This window comes from Streptomyces lichenis, from assembly GCF_023218175.1.
Taxonomy (GTDB): domain Bacteria; phylum Actinomycetota; class Actinomycetes; order Streptomycetales; family Streptomycetaceae; genus Streptomyces; species Streptomyces lichenis.
In genome coordinates, this window is the sequence record NZ_JALPTH010000015.1 from 44,939 (window position 1) to 62,522 (window position 17,584).

A 17,584-nucleotide genomic window follows, 5' to 3' on the forward strand; every position below is an offset into this window, starting at 1 on the left:
CCGCCCCGGAGAACTCCCGGGGCCGTGACCATGATCCCACCCCCGCTCGGGGCCTGTCATTGCCGTGTCCCGGCAGTTCCGGCGGGCCGCGGCTGCCCGGCCGGCCACCGTCCGCGCGGCGCGGCTTCCGGGCGGGCGGCCTCGGTCCGTGGGCCGGGCGGGGGCGACCGCCGCGGCGGCGGGCTTAGCCGTCGTACCAGGTGGGAAGACGCCAGAGCGTGACACAACGTATCGAGGACTACGCCCTCATCGGCGATCTGCAGACCGCCGCGCTGGTGGGCATGGACGGCTCCATCGACTGGCTGTGCCTGCCGCGGTTCGACTCGGCGGCCTGTTTCGCCGCGCTGCTCGGCACGGAGGACAACGGGCACTGGCGGCTCGCCCCCAAGGGCGCCGGGCGGTGCACCTCCCGCGGCTACCGGGGCGAGTCCCTGGTACTGGAGACGGTCTGGGAGACCCGTACCGGCACCGTGAAGGTCGTCGACTTCATGCCGCAGCGCGACCAGGCCCCGGACGTGGTGCGGATCGTCGAGGGCGTCAGCGGCACGGTGGAGATGTCCTCGGTGCTCCGGCTGCGCTTCGACTACGGCAACATCGTGCCCTGGGTGCGCCGGGTGGACGGACACCGGGTGGCGGTCGCGGGCCCCGACTCGATATGGCTCCGCAGCGAGCCGGAGGTCCGCACCTGGGGCCAGCAGTTCAGCACCTGCTCGGCGTTCGAGGTGTCGGAGGGCGAGCAGGTGGCGTTCGTGCTGACCTGGCATCCCTCGCACGAGGTGCGCCCCTCGCAGATCGACCCGTTCGAGGCGCTGGAGCACACCCTGGAGGACTGGGCCGAGTGGGCGGGGCGCTGCACCTACCAGGGGCCCTACCGGGAGGCGGTGCTGCGCTCCCTGATCACCCTGAAGGCGATGACCTACGCCCCCACCGGCGGGATCGTGGCCGCGGTGACCACCTCGCTGCCCGAGGAGCTGGGCGGCGTACGGAACTGGGACTACCGCTTCTGCTGGCTGCGGGACTCCACCCTCACGCTCGGCGCGCTGATCGCCGCGGGCTATCTGGACGAGGCCGCCGAGTGGCGCGACTGGCTGTTGCGGGCGGTGGCCGGCGACCCGGCGGACCTGCAGATCATGTACGGGCTGGCGGGCGAACGGCGGCTGCCGGAGGCGGAGCTGCCCTGGCTGCGCGGGTACGCGGGCTCCAGTCCGGTCCGCACCGGGAACGCCGCCGTGGAGCAGTTGCAGCTCGATGTCTACGGGGAGGTCATCGACTCGCTGTGGCTGGCGCGGGAGGCGGGGCTGCCGGCGCAGCGGCACGCCTGGAACCTCCAACTGAGCCTGCTGGGCTTCCTGGAGTCGACCTGGCGCCAGCCGGACGAGGGATTGTGGGAGGTGCGCGGGCCGCGCCGGCACTTCGTGCACTCCAAGGTGATGGCCTGGGTGGCCGCGGACCGGGCGGTGCGGACCATGGAGGACGATCCGTCGCTGCCCGGTGACGTCAACCGCTGGCGCCGGATGCGCGACGAGGTGCACAAGGACGTCTGCGAGAACGGGTACGACCCGGTCCGCAACACCTTCACCCAGTCGTACGGCTCCAAGGAGCTGGACGCGGCGGTCCTGCTGATGCTGCGGTTCGGCTTCCTGCCGCCGGACGACCCGCGGGCGATCGGCACCGTGGACGCGATCCGCGAGGAGCTGGGCCACAACGGCTTCATCCACCGGTACAGCACCGAGGGCGCGGCCGTTGACGGACTGCCCGGCGAGGAGGGGACGTTCCTGGTCTGCTCGTTCTGGATGGCGGACGCGCTGCTGATGACCGGCCGGGTGAAGGAGGCCCGGGAGCTGTTCGAGCGGCTGCTGGCGCTGCGCAACGACGTCGGGCTGCTGGCGGAGGAGTACGACGCCTCGGCCGGTCGCCAGCTCGGCAACTACCCGCAGGCGTTCAGCCATATCGGGCTGGTGAACACCGCCCTCGCGCTGGAACGGGAGAACGCGGACGCCCCGGCCGCCCCGGCCGCACCAGCCGCCCCGGCCGACGCCTTGGCCGAAGCCCCCGACGGGGCGGGTGCGGCGGACACGGCAGGATAGGCGCATGGATCTGGGACTGAAGGACCGGGTGTACGTGGTGACCGGCGCCTCGCGCGGACTGGGCCACGCCTGCGCGCGGGCACTGGTGGCCGAGGGCGCGAAGGTCGTCCTCTCCTCACGGGACGAGAAGGCGGTCGCAGCGGCGGCCGAGGCGCTGGGGCCGGGCGCGGTGGGCGTGCCCCTGGACAACGCCGACCCCGATGCGGCCGAACGGCTGATCGGGACGGCGAGGGAACGGTTCGGCCGGTTCGACGGGACCCTGGTCAGCGTGGGCGGCCCGCCGCCCGGTTCGGCGCTGGACAACACCGACGAGCAGTGGCGGGCCGCCTTCGAGTCGGTCTTCCTGGGCGCGGTCCGGCTGGCCCGCGCCTCGGCGGCGGCGCTGGTGGAGACGGGTGACGGCGGGGCGATCGGCCTGGTGCTCTCCGGCTCGGTGTACGAGCCGCTCCCGGGGCTGACCATCTCCAACGGGCTGCGGCCCGGGCTGGCCGGTTTCGCCGCCTCGCTGGCGGACGAGGTAGGGCCGCGCGGGGTACGGGTGGTCGGGCTGCTCCCCGGCCGGATCGACACCGACCGGATCCGCGAGCTGGACGCCCTGGGCGGCGACCCGGCGGCCTCCCGCGCCGCCGCCGAGCAGCGGGTTCCACTGGGCCGCTACGGCACCCCGGAGGAGTTCGGCACGGCGGCCGCTTTCCTGCTCTCCCCCGCGGCCTCGTACATCACCGGGGTGATGGTCCCGATCGACGGCGGCAGCCGAGCCGGCTTCTGAGGGGCCCCGGCGGGCGGGGCGGGGACCGGGTACGACGTTCACCGGAGCCGGAGCCGGGGTGTGACGGTGCATCCGTTGGGGCGGGCCGGGTCCCGACGTTCGGCGGGCCGGGGTCGATGCTCACCGGGGCCGGAGCCGGAGACCGGGGTGTGACGGTGGCCCCGAGGGGGGGCGGGGCCGGTGGTCGCGGCGTGCCCGGGGCCGTGGCGGGTTCAGCGGGGACGGGGCCGGGGTGGTGGTTCGGGCCTTCCTGGGCCGGGGCCTGACGGTGCCTCGGAGGGCGGGGCAAGGGGGGGCGGGGTCTGACGGCCCCGGGGGCCCTGGTCAGCTGACGCGGCCGGAGGGGTGGCGGGCGGCGCGTAGGCGGGCTTCGGCCGGGAGGGCGGGCAGGTCGGCGGACTCGCGGGCGTGGCGCAGGGGGCCGTCCGCCAGCCGGGTCAGGGCCTCGCCGGGTGCCGCGTACGGCTCCACCAGCAGCGAGACCCGGGCGGCCGGTGCGGTACGGCGGCCGGTCAGCCGGACCCGGGCCCGGGAGACCCCGTCCATGGACTCGGCCTCGGCGGCCACCGCGTCCTCCAGGGCGCGCCCGCGCAGCACGGCCCCCTCGCCGTCGCCGGTGTCGACCAGCACCTCCGCCAGCCTCGGCCGGCGCAGTTGGGCGAGCAGCCAGATCAGCGCGAGCACCATGAGGGCGGCCGAGCCGGCGACGGCCGCCACCCAGGGCACCCGGTCCCGCGCGGCGTCGCTCAGCAGCGCGGAGTCCGGGCCGTGCCAGGGCCACCAGGACGGCACGTCCAGCCCCAGCGCGGCGGCGAGCAGCACACCGCCCGCGCCGAGAAGTACCAGTCCGAGCAGGCCCACCAGGACCCGGTTCGCTCGCCGCAGCATCCCTGCCACCTCTCTGCTCCCGTCTCGCCCGTCACCGCTTGCCCGGTGGGCGTACGACATGCACCGCCACCGCCGGGGGCCGGGCCAGGCCCAGCTCCCGTACCCCGGCGGCGAGGGCCGCCTCCACGTCGCCGCGCACCTCGGGCAGTTCGCGGAAGTGGGCGACGGCCCGGACCGCGGCCTTGTGGCGCTTGGCCCGTACCCGTACCGAACGCACCCCGGGAACCGCCATCGCCCGGTCGTGCAGCACCCGCTCCACCACGTCCCGGCCGAGGCCGGCGCGCAGGCCGTGCGGTCCGGGCCGCATCGTCAGCACCGCACGCAGCCCGGGGGTGAGGGCGAGAGCCAGCAGCCACACGCCGAGCACCACCGCCACCGCCGCGGCGACGACCGTCCACACGTTGTCCAGGGGGCGGGTGGCCAGATCCTCGGTGAGCGCCCGCCGCCACCGCATGCCGGGTCGTCCGGCGCGCACCGAGGCCAGGTCGTACAGCAGCAGGCCCGACCCGCCGAGCAGGACCAGCGCGAGCAGTGTGGCGGGCACCCGGCGCACCGACCAGAAGCGGCCGCGGCGGCGGGAGGAGGCGGGGGCTTCGGCGGCCGGCGTCCCGTCCGTACCGGTGGACTTGTCCGTCCCTCCGGTCCCGGTCTTCGTCATCGCCACCTGCCGGGTGGGGGCCGGGTCCGGGTCCGGTTCGGCCGCGTTCATCGCACCCTCCCGCCGCTCGCGCTCTTGTCCGAGGTCTGCGCCGAGTGCAGCCGCTCCACATGCACCGCGACCTCCTGTACGGCCAGTCCGGCCAGGGTCTCCACCCGCCGGGTCACCTGCCGGCGCACCGCGGCGCACCGGGCGGCCAGGTCGCAGGGGTAGCCGAGCTCCAGGCTGACGTGCACCCGGGCGCTGTCCCGGTGGACGACCACCGTCGTCCGGGGCGGCCCGGCCCCGGGTGGCAGGCCGCCGCCCTGATCGGCCCGGTCAGCCGTTCCGGGGGCGGCGCCGAGCGCCTCCCGCGCGGCCCGGGCGGCGATCTTCGCCACCACCCGGTCCGCGATACTCGTCGCCCCGCGTTCGGCGGCACTGACCCGGCCGCCGTCCGCTCCGCCGTCGGGCCGGGACCCGTCGTCCGTCTCTCCGCCTTCCGCCGCACGCCGGGCGCCGGGCGGGGAGGCCGTCGCCCCCGCCATCCCGTCACCGCCGCCGGTCGTCGCGGTCGCGGCTCCGGAAGAACTCGCCGGGTTCCAGGTCGCCCTCCAGGAACCGGCCCACCACGAAGCCGATCGCGCCCAGAGCGGCGACCAGCACGAACGCGCCGAATCCGCCGAAGTAGCCGGCGAAGCCCAGCGCCATACCGGCCAGCAGGCCGACCACCGCCATGTTCATGCGTCCGTTCCTCTCGCACGCTGCCCACACCTTGCCCGCACCGGCCGCCGCCGGGGCCTGCGCCGCCTCGGCGACCGGCCGGGCCCTATCGGATCCGGGTCTCCTGCTCCTCGTCCTCGTCCTCCTCGTCCGGGAGCTTCACATCGCTGACGGCGATGTTGACCTCGACGACCTCCAGCCCGGTCATCCGCTCCACGGCCGAGACCACGTTCTCCCGGACGGCACCGGCGACATCGGAGATGGAGACGCCGTAGTCCACGACGATCTCCAGGTCGAGGGCGGTCTGCACCTCGCCGACCTCGGCCTTGACTCCCCGGGACACACTGGACTTGCCCGGGACCCGGTCGCGGACGGCGCCGAAGGTGCGGGACAGCCCGCCGCCCATGGCGTGCACGCCGACGACGTCGCGGGCCGCCATGCCGGCGATCTTCTCGACCACGCCGTCCGCGATGGTGGTACGGCCCCGGCTGGCCGGGTCGCCGCCGCGGCGCCCGCCGGACGCCCTTCTGCTCTCCTCGGCCGCCGGCTCCCTGACCCGGGAGGCCCTCTCGGACTGGGCCGCCTGCACGGACTGCGACGTGTCGGTCATCAGCGTCCATCCCTTCCACGTCACGCCGGAAGCCGATCCGATCCTGATCCCTGACGCGATCCCGATCCTGATCCTGGTTCCGGCGGAGTCTGATGTTCCCTGAGTCGAATGCCCTCTTTTGACCACATTACGAGTGGTTCGCGTGTCGCGCGTCGGGGATGCGGCAGGGTGGAGGAATGAGTACGGGAGCGGGCAGGGAGACGGCCGAGGGTGAAGCGGGCGAAGACGCCGGCGTCGGGAGCGAAGGAGGGCGCACGGGCGGCGGTGGCTGGACCGCCTCGCTCCGGGGTGCGCTCGCCCCGGGGCTGCTGCTGCCGCTGGGCGATCTCGCGGACGGGGCGTGGATCGCCGAGCGGGCGGCCGCGGAGGTGCTGGGCGAGGCGATGGGCCGGGCGGCGCCGGACGCCGCGCCGGGCAGGGTGCGGGTGCGCTCGGCGGCGGGCTCGCCCGCGGCGGAGCCCGCGGCGGAGCCCGTGGCACCGGAACCGCCCGGTGCGCTGCCCCGGGGGCCGCTGCGGGTGGAGGCGGAGTTCGCGGCGGTGGCCGGGACGGTGCTCCCCGAGGTGGCGGAACGGCTGCGCACCGCGCTGTTCGCGGCGGCGGACGAGCTGCTGGGGCTGCGGGTGGACGCGGTGGACCTGCGGGTGACCGCGCTGCTGGACGCCCCACCGGAGCGCCCGCCCGCCGAGGCCGAGGGCGCACCGGAGGCGGAGACCGGGGCGGCCGGGGCGGAGGTGGGGTCACCCGAGGCGGTGGCCGCGGCCGTTCCCGGTGTGGCACGGCTGACCGGCGCCTTCGGCCGTCCGGTGCACCGGACGGCCGATCAGCTGCGGGTGGAGCTGGCCACCGCCGCGGGCCGCCGGGCGCTGGACGTCGCCCGGGCGGTGCGCGGCGCTCTCCGGGCCGTGGCGGAGGAGGACGGGCCACCGGTGGTCGTGGTGGTCACCGGGACGCGCTGAGGGCGGCCGGCCCCTCTCCGGCAGGGCCGACAGGGCCGACAGGGCCGACAGGGCTCAGTCGGTGAGGCCGGCGAGGTCGCGCAGCCGACGGGCCTGCGCGGCGCGCTCGGCGGTGCGCTGCTCCTCGTAGGTTCGGGCCTGGGCGCCCCGCAGCAGGGCCTTGGTCTCCACGACCGCGTCCCGGGGGGCCGCCAGCAGCGCGGCGGTGAGGTCCCGTACCGCGCCGTCGAGTTCACCGGTGGGCACCACGATGTTGGCCAGCCCGATCCGCTCGGCCTCGTCGGCGTGGACGAACCGGCCGGTGGCGCAGATCTCCAGCGCCCGGGCGTAGCCGACGGCGGCGACCAGCGGATGCGTGCCGGTCAGATCGGGTACGAGTCCGAGGCTGGTCTCGCGCATGGCGAACTGCACGTCCTGCGCGGCGACCCGGAGGTCGCAGGCGAGGGCGAGCTGGAAGCCGGCACCGATGGCGTGGCCCTGGACCGCGGCGATGGAGACGATGTCGTTCCGGCGCCACCAGGTGAACGCCTCCTGGTACTCGGTGATGACCGCGTCCAGTTCGGCGTCGGAACCGCGCGCCAGGTCCAGGAAGGACGGCTCGCCGTCGAAGCCCTCGGGGGTGAAGGCCTGCCGGTCGAGTCCGGCGGAGAAGGACCTGCCCTCACCGCGCAGCACGACGACCCGGACGCTGCCGGGCAGCGACCGCCCGGCCTCCACCAGGGCCCGCCACAGGGCGGGCGACTGCGCGTTGCGCTTGGCCGGATTGGCCAGCGTCACCGTGGCGACGGAATCCTCCACGGTGAGCCGTACACCGTCCTTCTCGAACACGTCGGCGGGGGCGGGCACATCGGCGGGGGCGGGCGAGGTCATGGCTCCTCCGGGTCCTGTGCGGTGGCCGTGGCACGGCCGTGCGTCACGGCTGCGCGCGACGGCCGACCGGCCGCACAGGACGGTCGGCCGCCACACAAGTGACTGCACAGTAACCACCCGGTCGGCGGCGCCGTGGACCGGGTGGACCGGTGACCACGGCAGCGCCGTCCGGCGCGCGCACCCGGAAGGCTCACCCTCCGCGGGCCGGGGGGCTCGCGGAGGGGGACGGCCTCACCGTCGGAGCGTCAGTCCGTCGAAGCGGCCTTCTTGCCCCGGGTCGCTCCGCCGCGTCCCCGCAGTGTGACTCCGGACTCGCTCAGCATCCGGTGCACGAACCCGTACGAACGGCCGGTTTCCTCGGCCAACGCGCGGATGCTCGCACCGGAGTCGTACTTCTTCTTCAGGTCTGCCGCGAGCTTGTCGCGCGCGGCGCCGGTCACCCGGCTGCCCTTCTTCAGAGTCTCGGCCACCCGTGCCTCCTCATGGGAAGTGCGCTCTGGTCTTCTCATGATCACCCCTACCGGCGCTCCTGGCCACCCATTCGACAAGGTCCGTACGGCACGAAGCCGGGTCCGGACGGCCCGAAGGGACGGCCCCGGCCGCTCCGGAATCGAGGGCCGGGGAAGAAACAGCAGGTCAGAGCGGCGTGATGCAGGCCACACCGGGGGCAGAGCGGAATGGGGGATTCAGTCGCCGCCACGCCGGAGTACCAGACGCGCTCACTCAGATGATGGATCACGCCTAGGCCGAATGATCCATACCGGGGGTGGCCGGAGGGTGGGTCAGGCGAGGGCGACCAGGTCGGCGTAGTCGGCGCCCCACAGGTCCTCGACCCCGTCGGGGAGGAGGATGATCCGCTCCGGCTGGAGCGCGTCCACCGCGCCCTCGTCGTGGGTGACCAGGACGACGGCGCCCTTGTAGGTGCGCAGCGCGCCGAGGATCTCCTCGCGGCTGGCCGGGTCGAGGTTGTTGGTGGGCTCGTCCAGCAGCAGCACGTTGGCCGAGGAGACGACCAGGGTGGCCAGCGCCAGCCGGGTCTTCTCACCGCCGGACAGCACGCCCGCCGGCTTGTCCACGTCGTCGCCGGAGAACAGGAACGAGCCGAGCGTCTTGCGGACCTCGACCAGGTCCAGGTCGGGCGCGGCGGAGCGCATGTTCTCCAGGACGGTGCGGTCCGGGTCGAGGGTCTCGTGCTCCTGCGCGTAGTAGCCCATCTTGAGGCCGTGACCGGGGGTGACCTCGCCGGTGTCGGGCTTCTCCACCCCGGCCAGCAGCCGCAGCAGGGTGGTCTTTCCGGCGCCGTTGAGGCCCAGGATGACGACCCGGGAGCCCTTGTCGATGGCCAGGTCGACGTCGGTGAAGATCTCCAGCGAGCCGTAGGACTTGGAGAGCCCCTCGGCGGTCAGCGGGGTCTTGCCGCAGGGCGCGGGCTCCGGGAAGCGGAGCTTGGCGACCTTGTCGGACTGGCGGACCTCCTCCAGTCCGGACAGCAGCCGCTCGGCGCGGCGGGCCATGTTCTGCGCGGCGACCGTCTTGGTGGCCTTGGCGCGCATCTTGTCGGCCTGGGTGTTGAGCGCGGCGGCCTTCTTCTCGGCGTTGGCCCGCTCGCGCTTGCGGCGCTTCTCGTCGGCCTCGCGCTGCTGCTGGTAGAGCTTCCAGCCCATGTTGTAGACGTCGATCCGGGAGCGGTTGGCGTCCAGGTAGAACACCTTGTTGACGACCGTCTCGACCAGGTCGACGTCGTGGGAGATGACGATGAAGCCGCCGCGGTAGGTCCTGAGGTAGTCGCGCAGCCAGACGATGGAGTCGGCGTCGAGGTGGTTGGTCGGCTCGTCCAGCAGCAGGGTGTCGGCGTCCGAGAAGAGGATGCGGGCCAGCTCGACCCGGCGGCGCTGGCCGCCGGAGAGGGTGTGCAGCGGCTGGCCGAGCACCCGGTCGGGCAGCCCGAGGGCGGCGGCGATGGTGGCCGCCTCGGCCTCGGCGGCGTACCCGCCCTTGGTGAGGAACTCGGTCTCCTGCCGCTCGTACTGGCGCAGCGCCTTGTCGCGGGTGGCGCCGGTGCCGTTGGCGATGCGGTCCTCGTTGGCGCGCATCTTCTTCAGCAGCACGTCCAGGCCGCGGGCGGACAGGACGCGGTCGCGGGCGAGCGTGTCGAGGTCGCCGGTGCGCGGGTCCTGCGGGAGGTAGCCGACCTCGCCGGAGCGGCTGATGGTGCCGCCGGCGGGCTGGCCCTCGCCGGCCAGGCACTTGGTGAGGGTGGTCTTGCCCGCCCCGTTGCGGCCGACCAGGCCGATGCGGTCGCCCTTGGCGACACGGAAGGAAGCGGACTCGATGAGGACGCGGGCACCGGCGCGCAGCTCGATACCGGAAGCGGTGATCACGGACAGACTCCAGGGCGGCGGAAGGGGCGGAACGGCGGAAGGACGGCTCGGCGGGGCTTCGACGCCGCTCTAATGCGCAAGGAGAATGGCCATACGGGCCAGTCTAACGGGCATCGGCAACTGCTTTTCGGACATGCTCACGGAAGGAGACCGCCGGCCCCGGCGGCAGGGTCCGGGGCGTGCCGGCGGCGGTGGAGGGCGGTGGGCCGGCCGTGCGGTTCGACGATGACGCGGACCTGGACACCTCCGAGGTGTCGGATGTGCGGGGCAGCCGGGTGCCCGGCGGCCGGGCGACGGTGGGCGGCGGGATCGTGGGGGTGATCGCGCTGCTGCTGGGGCTGTTCTTCGGGGTGGGACCGGAGGAGCTGGGGCTGACCGAGGAGGGCCCCGATCCGGCGGCGAGCTCCACGGCGGCGGAGGGGGTGGCCGCCGCCTGCCGCCGGGGTTCGGACGCCAACACCCGGGAGGACTGCCGGATCGTGGGGGTGGTCAACAGCGTGCAGGACTACTGGCGGGCGGAGTACGCGCGGCGCGGCGGCCGGTACGAGACGGCGCGGACGGTGCTGTTCAGCGAGCGGGTGGGCACGGCCTGCGGGACGGCCACCTCGGCGGTGGGCCCGTTCTACTGCCCGGGCGACGCCCGGGTCTATCTCGATCTGGACTTCTTCGGCGAGCTGCGGTCCCGGTTCGGGGCGCGGGGCGGGCCGTTCGCGCAGGCGTATGTGGTGGCGCACGAGTACGGCCACCATGTGCAGGACCTGATGGGCACGCTGCGGCGGTCGCAGGACGGGCGGCAGGGCGCGGGGAGCAACGCGGTACGGGTGGAGCTCCAGGCCGACTGCTACGCGGGGGTGTGGGCGCGGCACGCGACCACGGCGCCGGACGAGCGGACCGGGCGGCCGGTGCTGTCCGGGCTGACCGAGGAGGACGTACGGGACGGGCTGGACGCGGCCGCGGCGGTGGGCGACGACCGGATCCAGGAGCGGCTGCAGGGGCGGGTGACCCCGGAGAGCTGGACGCACGGCTCGGCGGCGCAGCGGCAGCAGTGGTTCGCCACCGGCTACCGGACCGGCGACATGGCGCGGTGCGACACCTTCCGGTGATCCCTCGGGCCCTGCCCGCCCGGCCGGGCCGGCGCCCGGGAGGCGTTGTCAGTGGGGGGTTGTCAGTGGGGGGTGCCAGACTGGGAGTCGTTCGTGATCCAGGTCACAGCACCTTGGGGGGAGGGGTGCGGTGCGAGGCGTGAGGAGTGGTCGGTATGGCGGACGCGGCGACGATCAGCCCGACGCTGCTGTACGAGGACGCGCGGGCGGCGATCCGGCTGCTGGTGGACGGCTTCGGCTTCCGGGAGCTCGCGGTGTACGAGGGTGAGGACGGCTCGGTGGTCCACGCCGAGCTGGCCATGGGCGGCAGTGTGGTGATGCTGGGCAGCAAGGGCCGGGGCGGGGTGTTCGCCGAGGCGATGGCGGACGCGGGCCCGGCCGGTATGTACGTGGTGGTGGCGGACGCCGACGCGCACCACCGGCGGGCCGCGGAGTACGGGGTGGAGATCCTGATGCCGCCCACCGACCAGGACTACGGCTCCCGCGACTACATGGCGCGGGACGCGGAGGGCAACGTCTGGAGCTTCGGCACCTACGCGCCGCAGATACCCGCGATACCCGGATAGGTCCGGGCGGCCGGGACCGGGAGGCGGGGCGGGTGGCCCGTCCCCCGGTCCGGGGCCTCCCCGGAGCCACCGGGCGGGTCAGGAGCCGCCGGTGTGCACCTGGAAGGCGGCGCGCCGGACGGCCTTGGCGAGGGCCGGGTCGGGGTGCGCGGCGGCGAGCGCCACCAGGACCTGCACCGTCCTGGGGTGCCCGACCGCGCGGACCTCGTCCAGCAGGGCCGGCACGGTGCCCTGGACGGCGGACTCCAGGTGCCGCACCAGCAGGCTGGTCTCGCCGTGGTCGGCGACGGCCGCCGCGGTGTCCACCCAGAGCCAGGTGGACTCCTCCCGGGTCAGCGTCTCGGCGGCCTCCTCGGGGTCGGCCCCCTCGTACTCGGCGAGCCAGAGCAGCGCGTAGGGGCGCAGCGAGACCTCCTCGGCGGCCGCGCGGACGTCGGCCTCCGCGGGCGCGCCGACGACCCGCAGCGCCTCGAAGGCGAGGCCGCGCAGCAGGGCGTCCTCGCCGCGGGCCGCGGTGAGCAGCTCGGTGACGGCGCCGCGGACCGGGCGGGCGGCGAGCCAGGCGCGGTACTCGGCGCGGGCCGGGCCGGGGGTGAGCCGGGCGCAGCCGCGCAGCATGTCCTCGGCGGACTGCTCGATATGGCCGGCCGGGCTCTGGGCCGCGACGCAGATCTGCTCCAGCTTGACCCAGACCGCCCAGTTGCCGAGCGGGGTCAGGGTGGCCTGGCGCTCGCCGGAGAGCAGGTCGCCGAGGGTCAGCGCGCCGACCTCGGCGAGCCGCTCCAGCGCCCAGTCCAGCAGCAGGGCGAGGGAGTCGGGGCCGGGCGGCGGGGCGGGCACGGGCCCCTCGGGGACCTCGCAGCGCTCCTCGCGCAGTTCGGCGACGCGCTGCTCCAGCAGATCGAACAGCACCGGCACGGCCACCGGGCCGGCGGACAACTGGAGGAGGGAGAGGACCTGGGGCAGGGCTTCCACGACCTCGGCGACGGCGGCCGGGGCGGTGCCGTCGGGCGCGGGCCGCACCAGCGACCAGGCGTCGAAGAGGGCGACCCAGCCGCGCAGCACGGCGGAGTCGTCGCGGTCCCAGGCGCGCAGCCGCCAGCCGGGGCGGGCGGTGTCGCCGTGCAGCTCGACCAGCCCGGCGAGGCGGGCGCGGTCCCAGCCGGCGCGCACCTGGTCGGTCGTCAGGCCGAGCGCGGCGGCCGCGCGTTCCGTGGCCGTGACGGCGGTGACCGTGCTGGGGGCGGGGCCGGGGCCGGTGGTGTCCTGGCCCGCCGGGCGGCCGCGACCGCGGTCGCGTTCGACGGCGGCCCAGCGGGCGATGCGTACGGCGTCGTGCAGGACGGCCCGGGCCTGCCGGGCCAGTTCGGCGGGTGCGGGAGTGCCCTCCGGCGGCCGGGGCACCGGCCTGGTGCGCCGGGTGGTCACGGCCCGCCGGGCCGTGGTCAGGGGCCGCGGACGTACGAGTCGGAGTCTGGAGTTGCGCGCCAGTTGCTCATCAGGCTTTCGAGACGTCACAGGAGCAGTGTTCCCGCTGACGCCCCGAAAGCCCAAACGCGCCGCGGTCGGGCGGCCACGGGGAGCCGCCGGGAGGCGGGTACGGGTCGGACGGGAGGGTCAGACCAGGGAGACGAGGAAGCGGCGGAGGTTCTCCTCGTAGCGGGCGGGGTCGGCGTTCCACATGGCGGCGTGCGGGGCGTCCCGGACGGTGTGCAGGGTGACCAGGTCGGGGCGGCGGGCGGCCAGGTCGCGGGAGAAGCTCCAGGGCGCGACGCGGTCGCCGGGGCCGTGGAACACCAGGGTCGGGACGCTCAGCCCGTCCGGGGCGGCGGCCTCGGCCAGCCGGTCGCCGTGCACCCCGGTGGTGCCCTTGGCGGCCCGCACGGCGAGCGGCAGCAGGGCGGCGGGGACGCGGCGGGCGCCGGCCAGGGCGCGCAGGGTGGTCTCCCAGTCCAGCACCGGGGAGTCCAGCACCAGTCCGCCGATGACCTCGCGCAGCTCGGAGCGGTCGGCGGCGTGCAGGGCCATGGCGGCGCCGGTGGACCAGCCGTGCAGGACGACGCGCTCGGCGCCGGAGGCCATGGCGTGCCGGATCGCCGCGTCCAGGTCGCGCCACTCGGAGTCGCCGAGGTGGCCGAGGCCGCCGCGCGGGCGGGGGGCGCCGGGGTCGCCGCGGTAGGCGGGGGCGAGCACCGGCAGCCGCATCCGGTGCCAGAAGTCCATCAGGTTCATGGTGTGCGCGCGGGTGGTGCCGAGCCCGTGCACGGCGATCACCCAGGTGGAGCGGAGGGCGGGCACCTGCCAGGCGGGCAGGGGGCCCAGCTCGCCGGGGACGGTCTCGTCCCGGTACTCCAGACCGAGCGCCGAGGCGGGGTCGCCGGTGTGCAGCTGAGGGGTGATGCGGACCCGGGCGCCGGTGTCCAGGGTGCCGCCGGTGACGCGTTCCAGGCGCCGGACCACGGTGTCGGCGGAGTGCTCCACGTCTTCGAGGACGGGGCCGACCACGGCATGGACGCCGCCGGGCCCGGCCAGCCCCCAGGTGCCGGGGCGCAGCGAGGTCAGATCGCGGGTGAGGCTGATCTGGCCGGCCGCGGTGGCGTGCACGGTGAGCCGGGACTCACCGGGCAGGGGCCGGTCGGAGGGCACCCTCAGCGCTACGCCGCCGGCGTAGCGGCCGGCCGCTACGGCGGCCGCGCCGGCACCGACCAGGGTGGTGACGGCCGCGGCCGTCACGGTTGCGGGGCGCATCAGACCAGTGTCGGCGCGGCCGCCGCGGGCTGCCAGTGGACGGGCACCGCCAGGGGTGTGGGCTCGGGTCACACCGACCGTGTGCCCCTCGCCGCCGCTCCGACTCCTGCGGGGAGGCGGGGGCACGGAGGACGGGGCGCGGAGGACGGGGGGCGGGGCTTCCCCGGCCGGGGCCGGGGCCTTTCGCGACTGGAGCGCAGGCCTTTCGCGGCCGGGGCGCGGGCCTTCCCGGCCAGGGCCGAAGCCTTCCCGGCCGCGGCCGGGGCGCGGGGCCTTCCCCGCCGGGGCCGGGGCCTTCCCCGCCGGGGCCGGGGTGGGCGCCCCGGTCCGGCGGCGGGCGCCCCGGTTCGGCGGGTCTCGGGGGCCGGGCACGGCCTACGGCTTCTCAGGCGCTGCGCCCGCCTGCGGCGTCTCAGGCGTCGGGCAGGTTCGCCGGGGCCTCGGCGCCGTCCGGGGGCGCGGCGGGCTGGCCGTAGGTGCGCAGGCGGGTGGCGACGTCGGCGAGCTGGGCCTCGGTGAGGAGGGTGGGGGTGCGGCCGGGGACGGAGGAGGCGGTGAGCCAGACGCGGCACATCCACTCCAGCTGGGCAGTGCGGTCGTAGGCCTGGTCCAGGGTGTCGCCGTGGGCGAGGGTGCCGTGGTTGCGGAGGAGGCAGGCGCTGCGCCCTTCGAGGGCGGCGCGGGTGTGGGCGGCCAGTTCCTCGGTGCCGTAGGGGGCGTAGGGGGCGACCCGGACCGGGCCGCCGAGGGCGGCGGCCATGTAGTGGATCAGCGGCAGTTCGTCGACGAGCGTGGAGACCGCGGTGGCGTGCACCGCGTGGGTGTGGACCACCGCGCGGGCGGAGGTGGTGCGGTAGACGTCCAGGTGGAAGGGGAGCTCGCTGGTGGGGGCGAGTGTCCCGTGCGCCCGGCGGCCGTCGAGGGTGACGGCGAGCAGGTCGGCGGCGGTGAGCCGGTCGTAGGGGACGCCACTGGGGGTGACCAGCACCAGGTCCCCGACCCGTACCGAGACATTGCCGGAGGTGCCGACCACCAGCCCGTCGGCGACGGTGCGGCGGGCGGTGGCGACGAGGTCGGCCCAGGCCCGCGCCAGCGGCTCCGGGAGGGGAAGGGAGGGGTCGGGGGCGGGCGAGGGGGCGGAGGGCATGGGGGTGATCCTGCCATTCGGGGGCGGTGACGCTGGGTGAGGGGAAGGGGGCCGGCAGCCATACCCGGTGCTGGGGGCACCCGGCCGGACTCCTCGGCGGTAACCGGAATGGACGACTCCTAGTTGGGGTCACCATGAAGCCCGGCTCAGTTCACCTTCCGTTCACTCAGGTTCCCTACGTTCACCAAGCCACTGACGTCGAACGATTGCCTGGGTCGATGGAACACTTCACGCTGCTGCTCGCCATCGTGGTCGTGACAGCTCTCGTGTTCGATTTCACAAACGGTTTCCACGACACCGCCAACGCGATGGCGACGACCATCTCGACCGGCGCGATGAAGCCCAAGGCGGCGGTCGCCATGTCCGCCGTGCTCAACCTGGTCGGCGCCTTCCTCTCGGTGGAGGTCGCCAAGACGATCTCCGGCGGCATCATCAACGAGAACGGCATCGAGACCTCGGTCATCTTCGCGGCGCTCGTCGGCGCCATCCTGTGGAATCTGCTGACCTGGCTGCTGGGCCTGCCGTCCAGCTCCTCGCACGCGCTGTTCGGCGGTCTGATCGGCGCGGCCGTGATGTCCGCCGGGTTCTCCGCGGTCAACGGCGGCACCATCGTCACCAAGGTCCTCATCCCGGCCGTCGCCGCCCCGCTGGTGGCCGGCATCGCCGCGATGCTCGCCACCCGGCTGACGTACCGCATCGGCGGCACCACCCGGAACAGGTCGACCTCCAAGGGCTACCGCGCCGGGCAGATCGCCTCCGCGGGCCTGGTCTCGCTGGCCCACGGCACCAACGACGCGCAGAAGACCATGGGCGTCATCACCCTGGCCCTGGTCACCGGCGGTGTGCTCGCCCCCGGCGCCAACCCCCCGATGTGGGTCATCGTCTCCGCGGGCGTGGCCATCGCGCTGGGCACGTACCTCGGCGGCTGGCGCATCATCCGCACCATGGGCAAGGGCCTGACCGACCTCCAGCCGCAGCAGGGCTTCACCGCCCAGACCAGCGCCGCGACGGTCATCCTGGCCTCCTCCAACCTCGGCTTCTCGCTCTCCACCACCCAGTCCTGCTCGGGTGCCGTGATGGGCGCCGGCCTCGGCCGCAAGGGCGGCGTGGTCCGCTGGTCGACCGCCACCCGGATGTTCGTCGCCTGGGGCCTGACCCTGCCGGCCGCCGGCGTGGTCGCCGCCGTCGCCGAGCTGCTCACCAAGCAGGGCACCTGGGGCGTCGTCGCCACCGCCGCGCTGCTGATCGCCGGTTCCGGCGCCATCTGGCTGGCCTCCCGGCGCGAGCCGGTGGACCACACCCACGTCACCGGCGAGCAGACGCCGGCCGGGGGCACCACCGGGACCGGCCCGGCCGCCGAGCCGGAGCCCGCCGGGGTCATCACCGCCGCCATCGCGGCCGTCTCCCCGCCGCCGGCCGGCCCCACCTCCGCGGTGGACGGCCACGCGCCCGAGCTGGCCGCGGCCGGCTCCTCCTCCCACACCCCGGCGCCCGCCGCCACCGTCTGAGCCTTCGAGGAAACCGCACATGAAGATCGACTGGGCCGCACTCGGCACCGTCTTCGGCGTCAGCCTCGCCGCCACCATCGCCCTGGTGGGCCTGTTCACCCTCGGTATCGCCGGCCTCTCCCGGCACGAGGCGGCCGGCGCCCGCGGCGGCTCCGCCACCCTGGCCCGTACCGGCGCCTTCGCCTGCTTCGGGCTCTGCGCGGCGGCCGTCTCGTACGGGATCTATCTGATCGTCGTCTGAGCACACGGCCCCAGGCCATCGGGTGGAGCGGAACGGCTCCGTCCCCCGCTCCTCCGGCGCCCCGGGAGGCCCAGCCGCCTCCCGGGGCGCCGCCGTGTCACGGCTCGCGACACGGCCCGCCTCCACCCGGCCCGGCGGACGGTCTCGCAGGTCAACGGCGAGTTGACGGGCGTTCGCGGGGCGTGGTGGACTGCCGGGGCCATTGACGGCGGCACACGAGAGGAAGCCCGGTGAGAGCCCGGCGCGGTCCCGCCACTGTGAGCCCGATCCGCGCCCGCGCGGCCCGGGTGAGCCAGGAACTCTCGCCGCCGGACACGTCGAACCAGGGCGCGGACCCTGAGTGAGGA

At 75.1% G+C, this 17,584-nt stretch carries 18 protein-coding genes and 1 riboswitch; of the genes, 7 read left to right on the top strand and 11 right to left on the bottom strand.

Annotation, left to right across the window (positions count from 1 at the left end; all coding sequences use genetic code 11):
- The first annotated feature begins 218 nt into the window (after nt 1–218).
- Together M1O15_RS16550 and M1O15_RS16555 are read left to right on the top strand one after the other, a co-directional pair.
- The gene (locus tag M1O15_RS16550; protein ID WP_248634636.1) at nt 219–2,087 is read left to right on the top strand and encodes a glycoside hydrolase family 15 protein; all 1,869 of its coding nucleotides are present in this window, start codon (nt 219–221) and stop codon (nt 2,085–2,087) included.
- A gap of 4 nt (nt 2,088–2,091) precedes the next feature.
- Nucleotides 2,092–2,856: an SDR family oxidoreductase gene (locus tag M1O15_RS16555; protein ID WP_248634637.1), complete on the top strand. Its 765-nt coding sequence runs from the start codon at nt 2,092–2,094 to the stop codon at nt 2,854–2,856.
- 324 nt (nt 2,857–3,180) lie between these two features.
- Here M1O15_RS16555 and amaP read toward each other — a convergent pair whose 3' ends face one another.
- From amaP to M1O15_RS16580, 5 genes are all read right to left on the bottom strand, one after another.
- Complete coding sequence (gene amaP / locus M1O15_RS16560) at nt 3,181–3,744, bottom strand: alkaline shock response membrane anchor protein AmaP (protein WP_248634638.1); 564 nt, start codon at nt 3,742–3,744, stop codon at nt 3,181–3,183.
- 31 nt (nt 3,745–3,775) lie between these two features.
- Entirely contained in the window at nt 3,776–4,453 is a 678-nt protein-coding gene (locus M1O15_RS16565; RefSeq protein ID WP_248634639.1) for a DUF6286 domain-containing protein, read from the bottom strand.
- A complete protein-coding gene (locus tag M1O15_RS16570; RefSeq protein WP_248634640.1) occupies nt 4,450–4,929 on the bottom strand; it encodes an Asp23/Gls24 family envelope stress response protein in 480 nt (159 codons plus the stop codon). Before M1O15_RS16570 ends, M1O15_RS16565 begins: the two co-directional genes overlap by 4 nt.
- A gap of 4 nt (nt 4,930–4,933) precedes the next feature.
- Nucleotides 4,934–5,125, bottom strand: a complete 192-nt coding sequence (locus M1O15_RS16575) for a hypothetical protein (protein WP_248634641.1) — start codon at nt 5,123–5,125, stop codon at nt 4,934–4,936.
- An 85-nt stretch (nt 5,126–5,210) separates the two neighbouring features.
- Nucleotides 5,211–5,714: an Asp23/Gls24 family envelope stress response protein gene (locus tag M1O15_RS16580; RefSeq protein ID WP_248634642.1), complete on the bottom strand. Its 504-nt coding sequence runs from the start codon at nt 5,712–5,714 to the stop codon at nt 5,211–5,213.
- A 176-nt stretch (nt 5,715–5,890) separates the two neighbouring features.
- Here M1O15_RS16580 and M1O15_RS16585 point away from each other — a divergent pair, with 176 nt between their 5' ends.
- Nucleotides 5,891–6,673 (top strand): hypothetical protein, encoded by a 783-nt coding sequence (locus M1O15_RS16585; RefSeq protein ID WP_248634643.1) that lies wholly within the window; start codon nt 5,891–5,893, stop codon nt 6,671–6,673.
- A gap of 54 nt (nt 6,674–6,727) precedes the next feature.
- Here the strand turns inward: M1O15_RS16585 and M1O15_RS16590 are convergent, their stop codons facing one another.
- The 3 genes from M1O15_RS16590 to M1O15_RS16600 form a co-directional block, all read right to left on the bottom strand.
- A complete protein-coding gene (locus tag M1O15_RS16590) occupies nt 6,728–7,543 on the bottom strand; it encodes an enoyl-CoA hydratase/isomerase family protein (RefSeq protein WP_248634644.1) in 816 nt (271 codons plus the stop codon).
- Nucleotides 7,544–7,788: 245 nt separating this feature from the next.
- Nucleotides 7,789–8,013 carry a helix-turn-helix domain-containing protein gene (locus tag M1O15_RS16595; protein WP_248634645.1) on the bottom strand — a complete coding sequence of 75 codons (225 nt, stop codon included), beginning with the start codon at nt 8,011–8,013 and terminating at the stop codon, nt 7,789–7,791.
- 312 nt (nt 8,014–8,325) lie between these two features.
- Entirely contained in the window at nt 8,326–9,924 is a 1,599-nt protein-coding gene (locus tag M1O15_RS16600) for an ABC-F family ATP-binding cassette domain-containing protein (RefSeq protein WP_248634646.1), read from the bottom strand.
- A gap of 212 nt (nt 9,925–10,136) precedes the next feature.
- Between M1O15_RS16600 and ypfJ the strand changes: the two genes are divergently transcribed.
- On the top strand, nt 10,137–11,027 hold the full coding sequence (ypfJ, locus tag M1O15_RS16605) for a KPN_02809 family neutral zinc metallopeptidase (protein ID WP_248634647.1): 891 nt from the start codon (nt 10,137–10,139) through the stop codon (nt 11,025–11,027).
- A 155-nt stretch (nt 11,028–11,182) separates the two neighbouring features.
- The gene (locus tag M1O15_RS16610) at nt 11,183–11,593 is read left to right on the top strand and encodes a VOC family protein (RefSeq protein WP_248634648.1); all 411 of its coding nucleotides are present in this window, start codon (nt 11,183–11,185) and stop codon (nt 11,591–11,593) included.
- 78 nt (nt 11,594–11,671) lie between these two features.
- Here M1O15_RS16610 and M1O15_RS16615 read toward each other — a convergent pair whose 3' ends face one another.
- The 3 genes from M1O15_RS16615 to M1O15_RS16625 all read right to left on the bottom strand — a co-directional run bounded on the left by M1O15_RS16615 (nt 11,672) and on the right by M1O15_RS16625 (nt 15,488).
- On the bottom strand, nt 11,672–13,111 hold the full coding sequence (locus M1O15_RS16615; RefSeq protein WP_372499484.1) for a hypothetical protein: 1,440 nt from the start codon (nt 13,109–13,111) through the stop codon (nt 11,672–11,674).
- 99 nt (nt 13,112–13,210) lie between these two features.
- Nucleotides 13,211–14,341, bottom strand: a complete 1,131-nt coding sequence (locus M1O15_RS16620) for an alpha/beta hydrolase (RefSeq protein ID WP_248634650.1) — start codon at nt 14,339–14,341, stop codon at nt 13,211–13,213.
- 412 nt (nt 14,342–14,753) lie between these two features.
- Nucleotides 14,754–15,488: a class II aldolase/adducin family protein gene (locus tag M1O15_RS16625; RefSeq protein WP_248634651.1), complete on the bottom strand. Its 735-nt coding sequence runs from the start codon at nt 15,486–15,488 to the stop codon at nt 14,754–14,756.
- Between the two features lie 218 nt (nt 15,489–15,706).
- On the opposite strand from M1O15_RS16625, the gene M1O15_RS16630 reads away from it, so the two are divergent.
- Nucleotides 15,707–16,996 carry an inorganic phosphate transporter gene (locus M1O15_RS16630; RefSeq protein ID WP_248634652.1) on the top strand — a complete coding sequence of 430 codons (1,290 nt, stop codon included), beginning with the start codon at nt 15,707–15,709 and terminating at the stop codon, nt 16,994–16,996.
- Nucleotides 16,997–17,015: 19 nt separating this feature from the next.
- Entirely contained in the window at nt 17,016–17,237 is a 222-nt protein-coding gene (locus tag M1O15_RS16635) for a hypothetical protein (RefSeq protein ID WP_248634653.1), read from the top strand.
- Between the two features lie 220 nt (nt 17,238–17,457).
- Nucleotides 17,458–17,538, top strand: a riboswitch (cobalamin riboswitch).
- Nucleotides 17,539–17,584 lie beyond the last annotated feature (46 nt).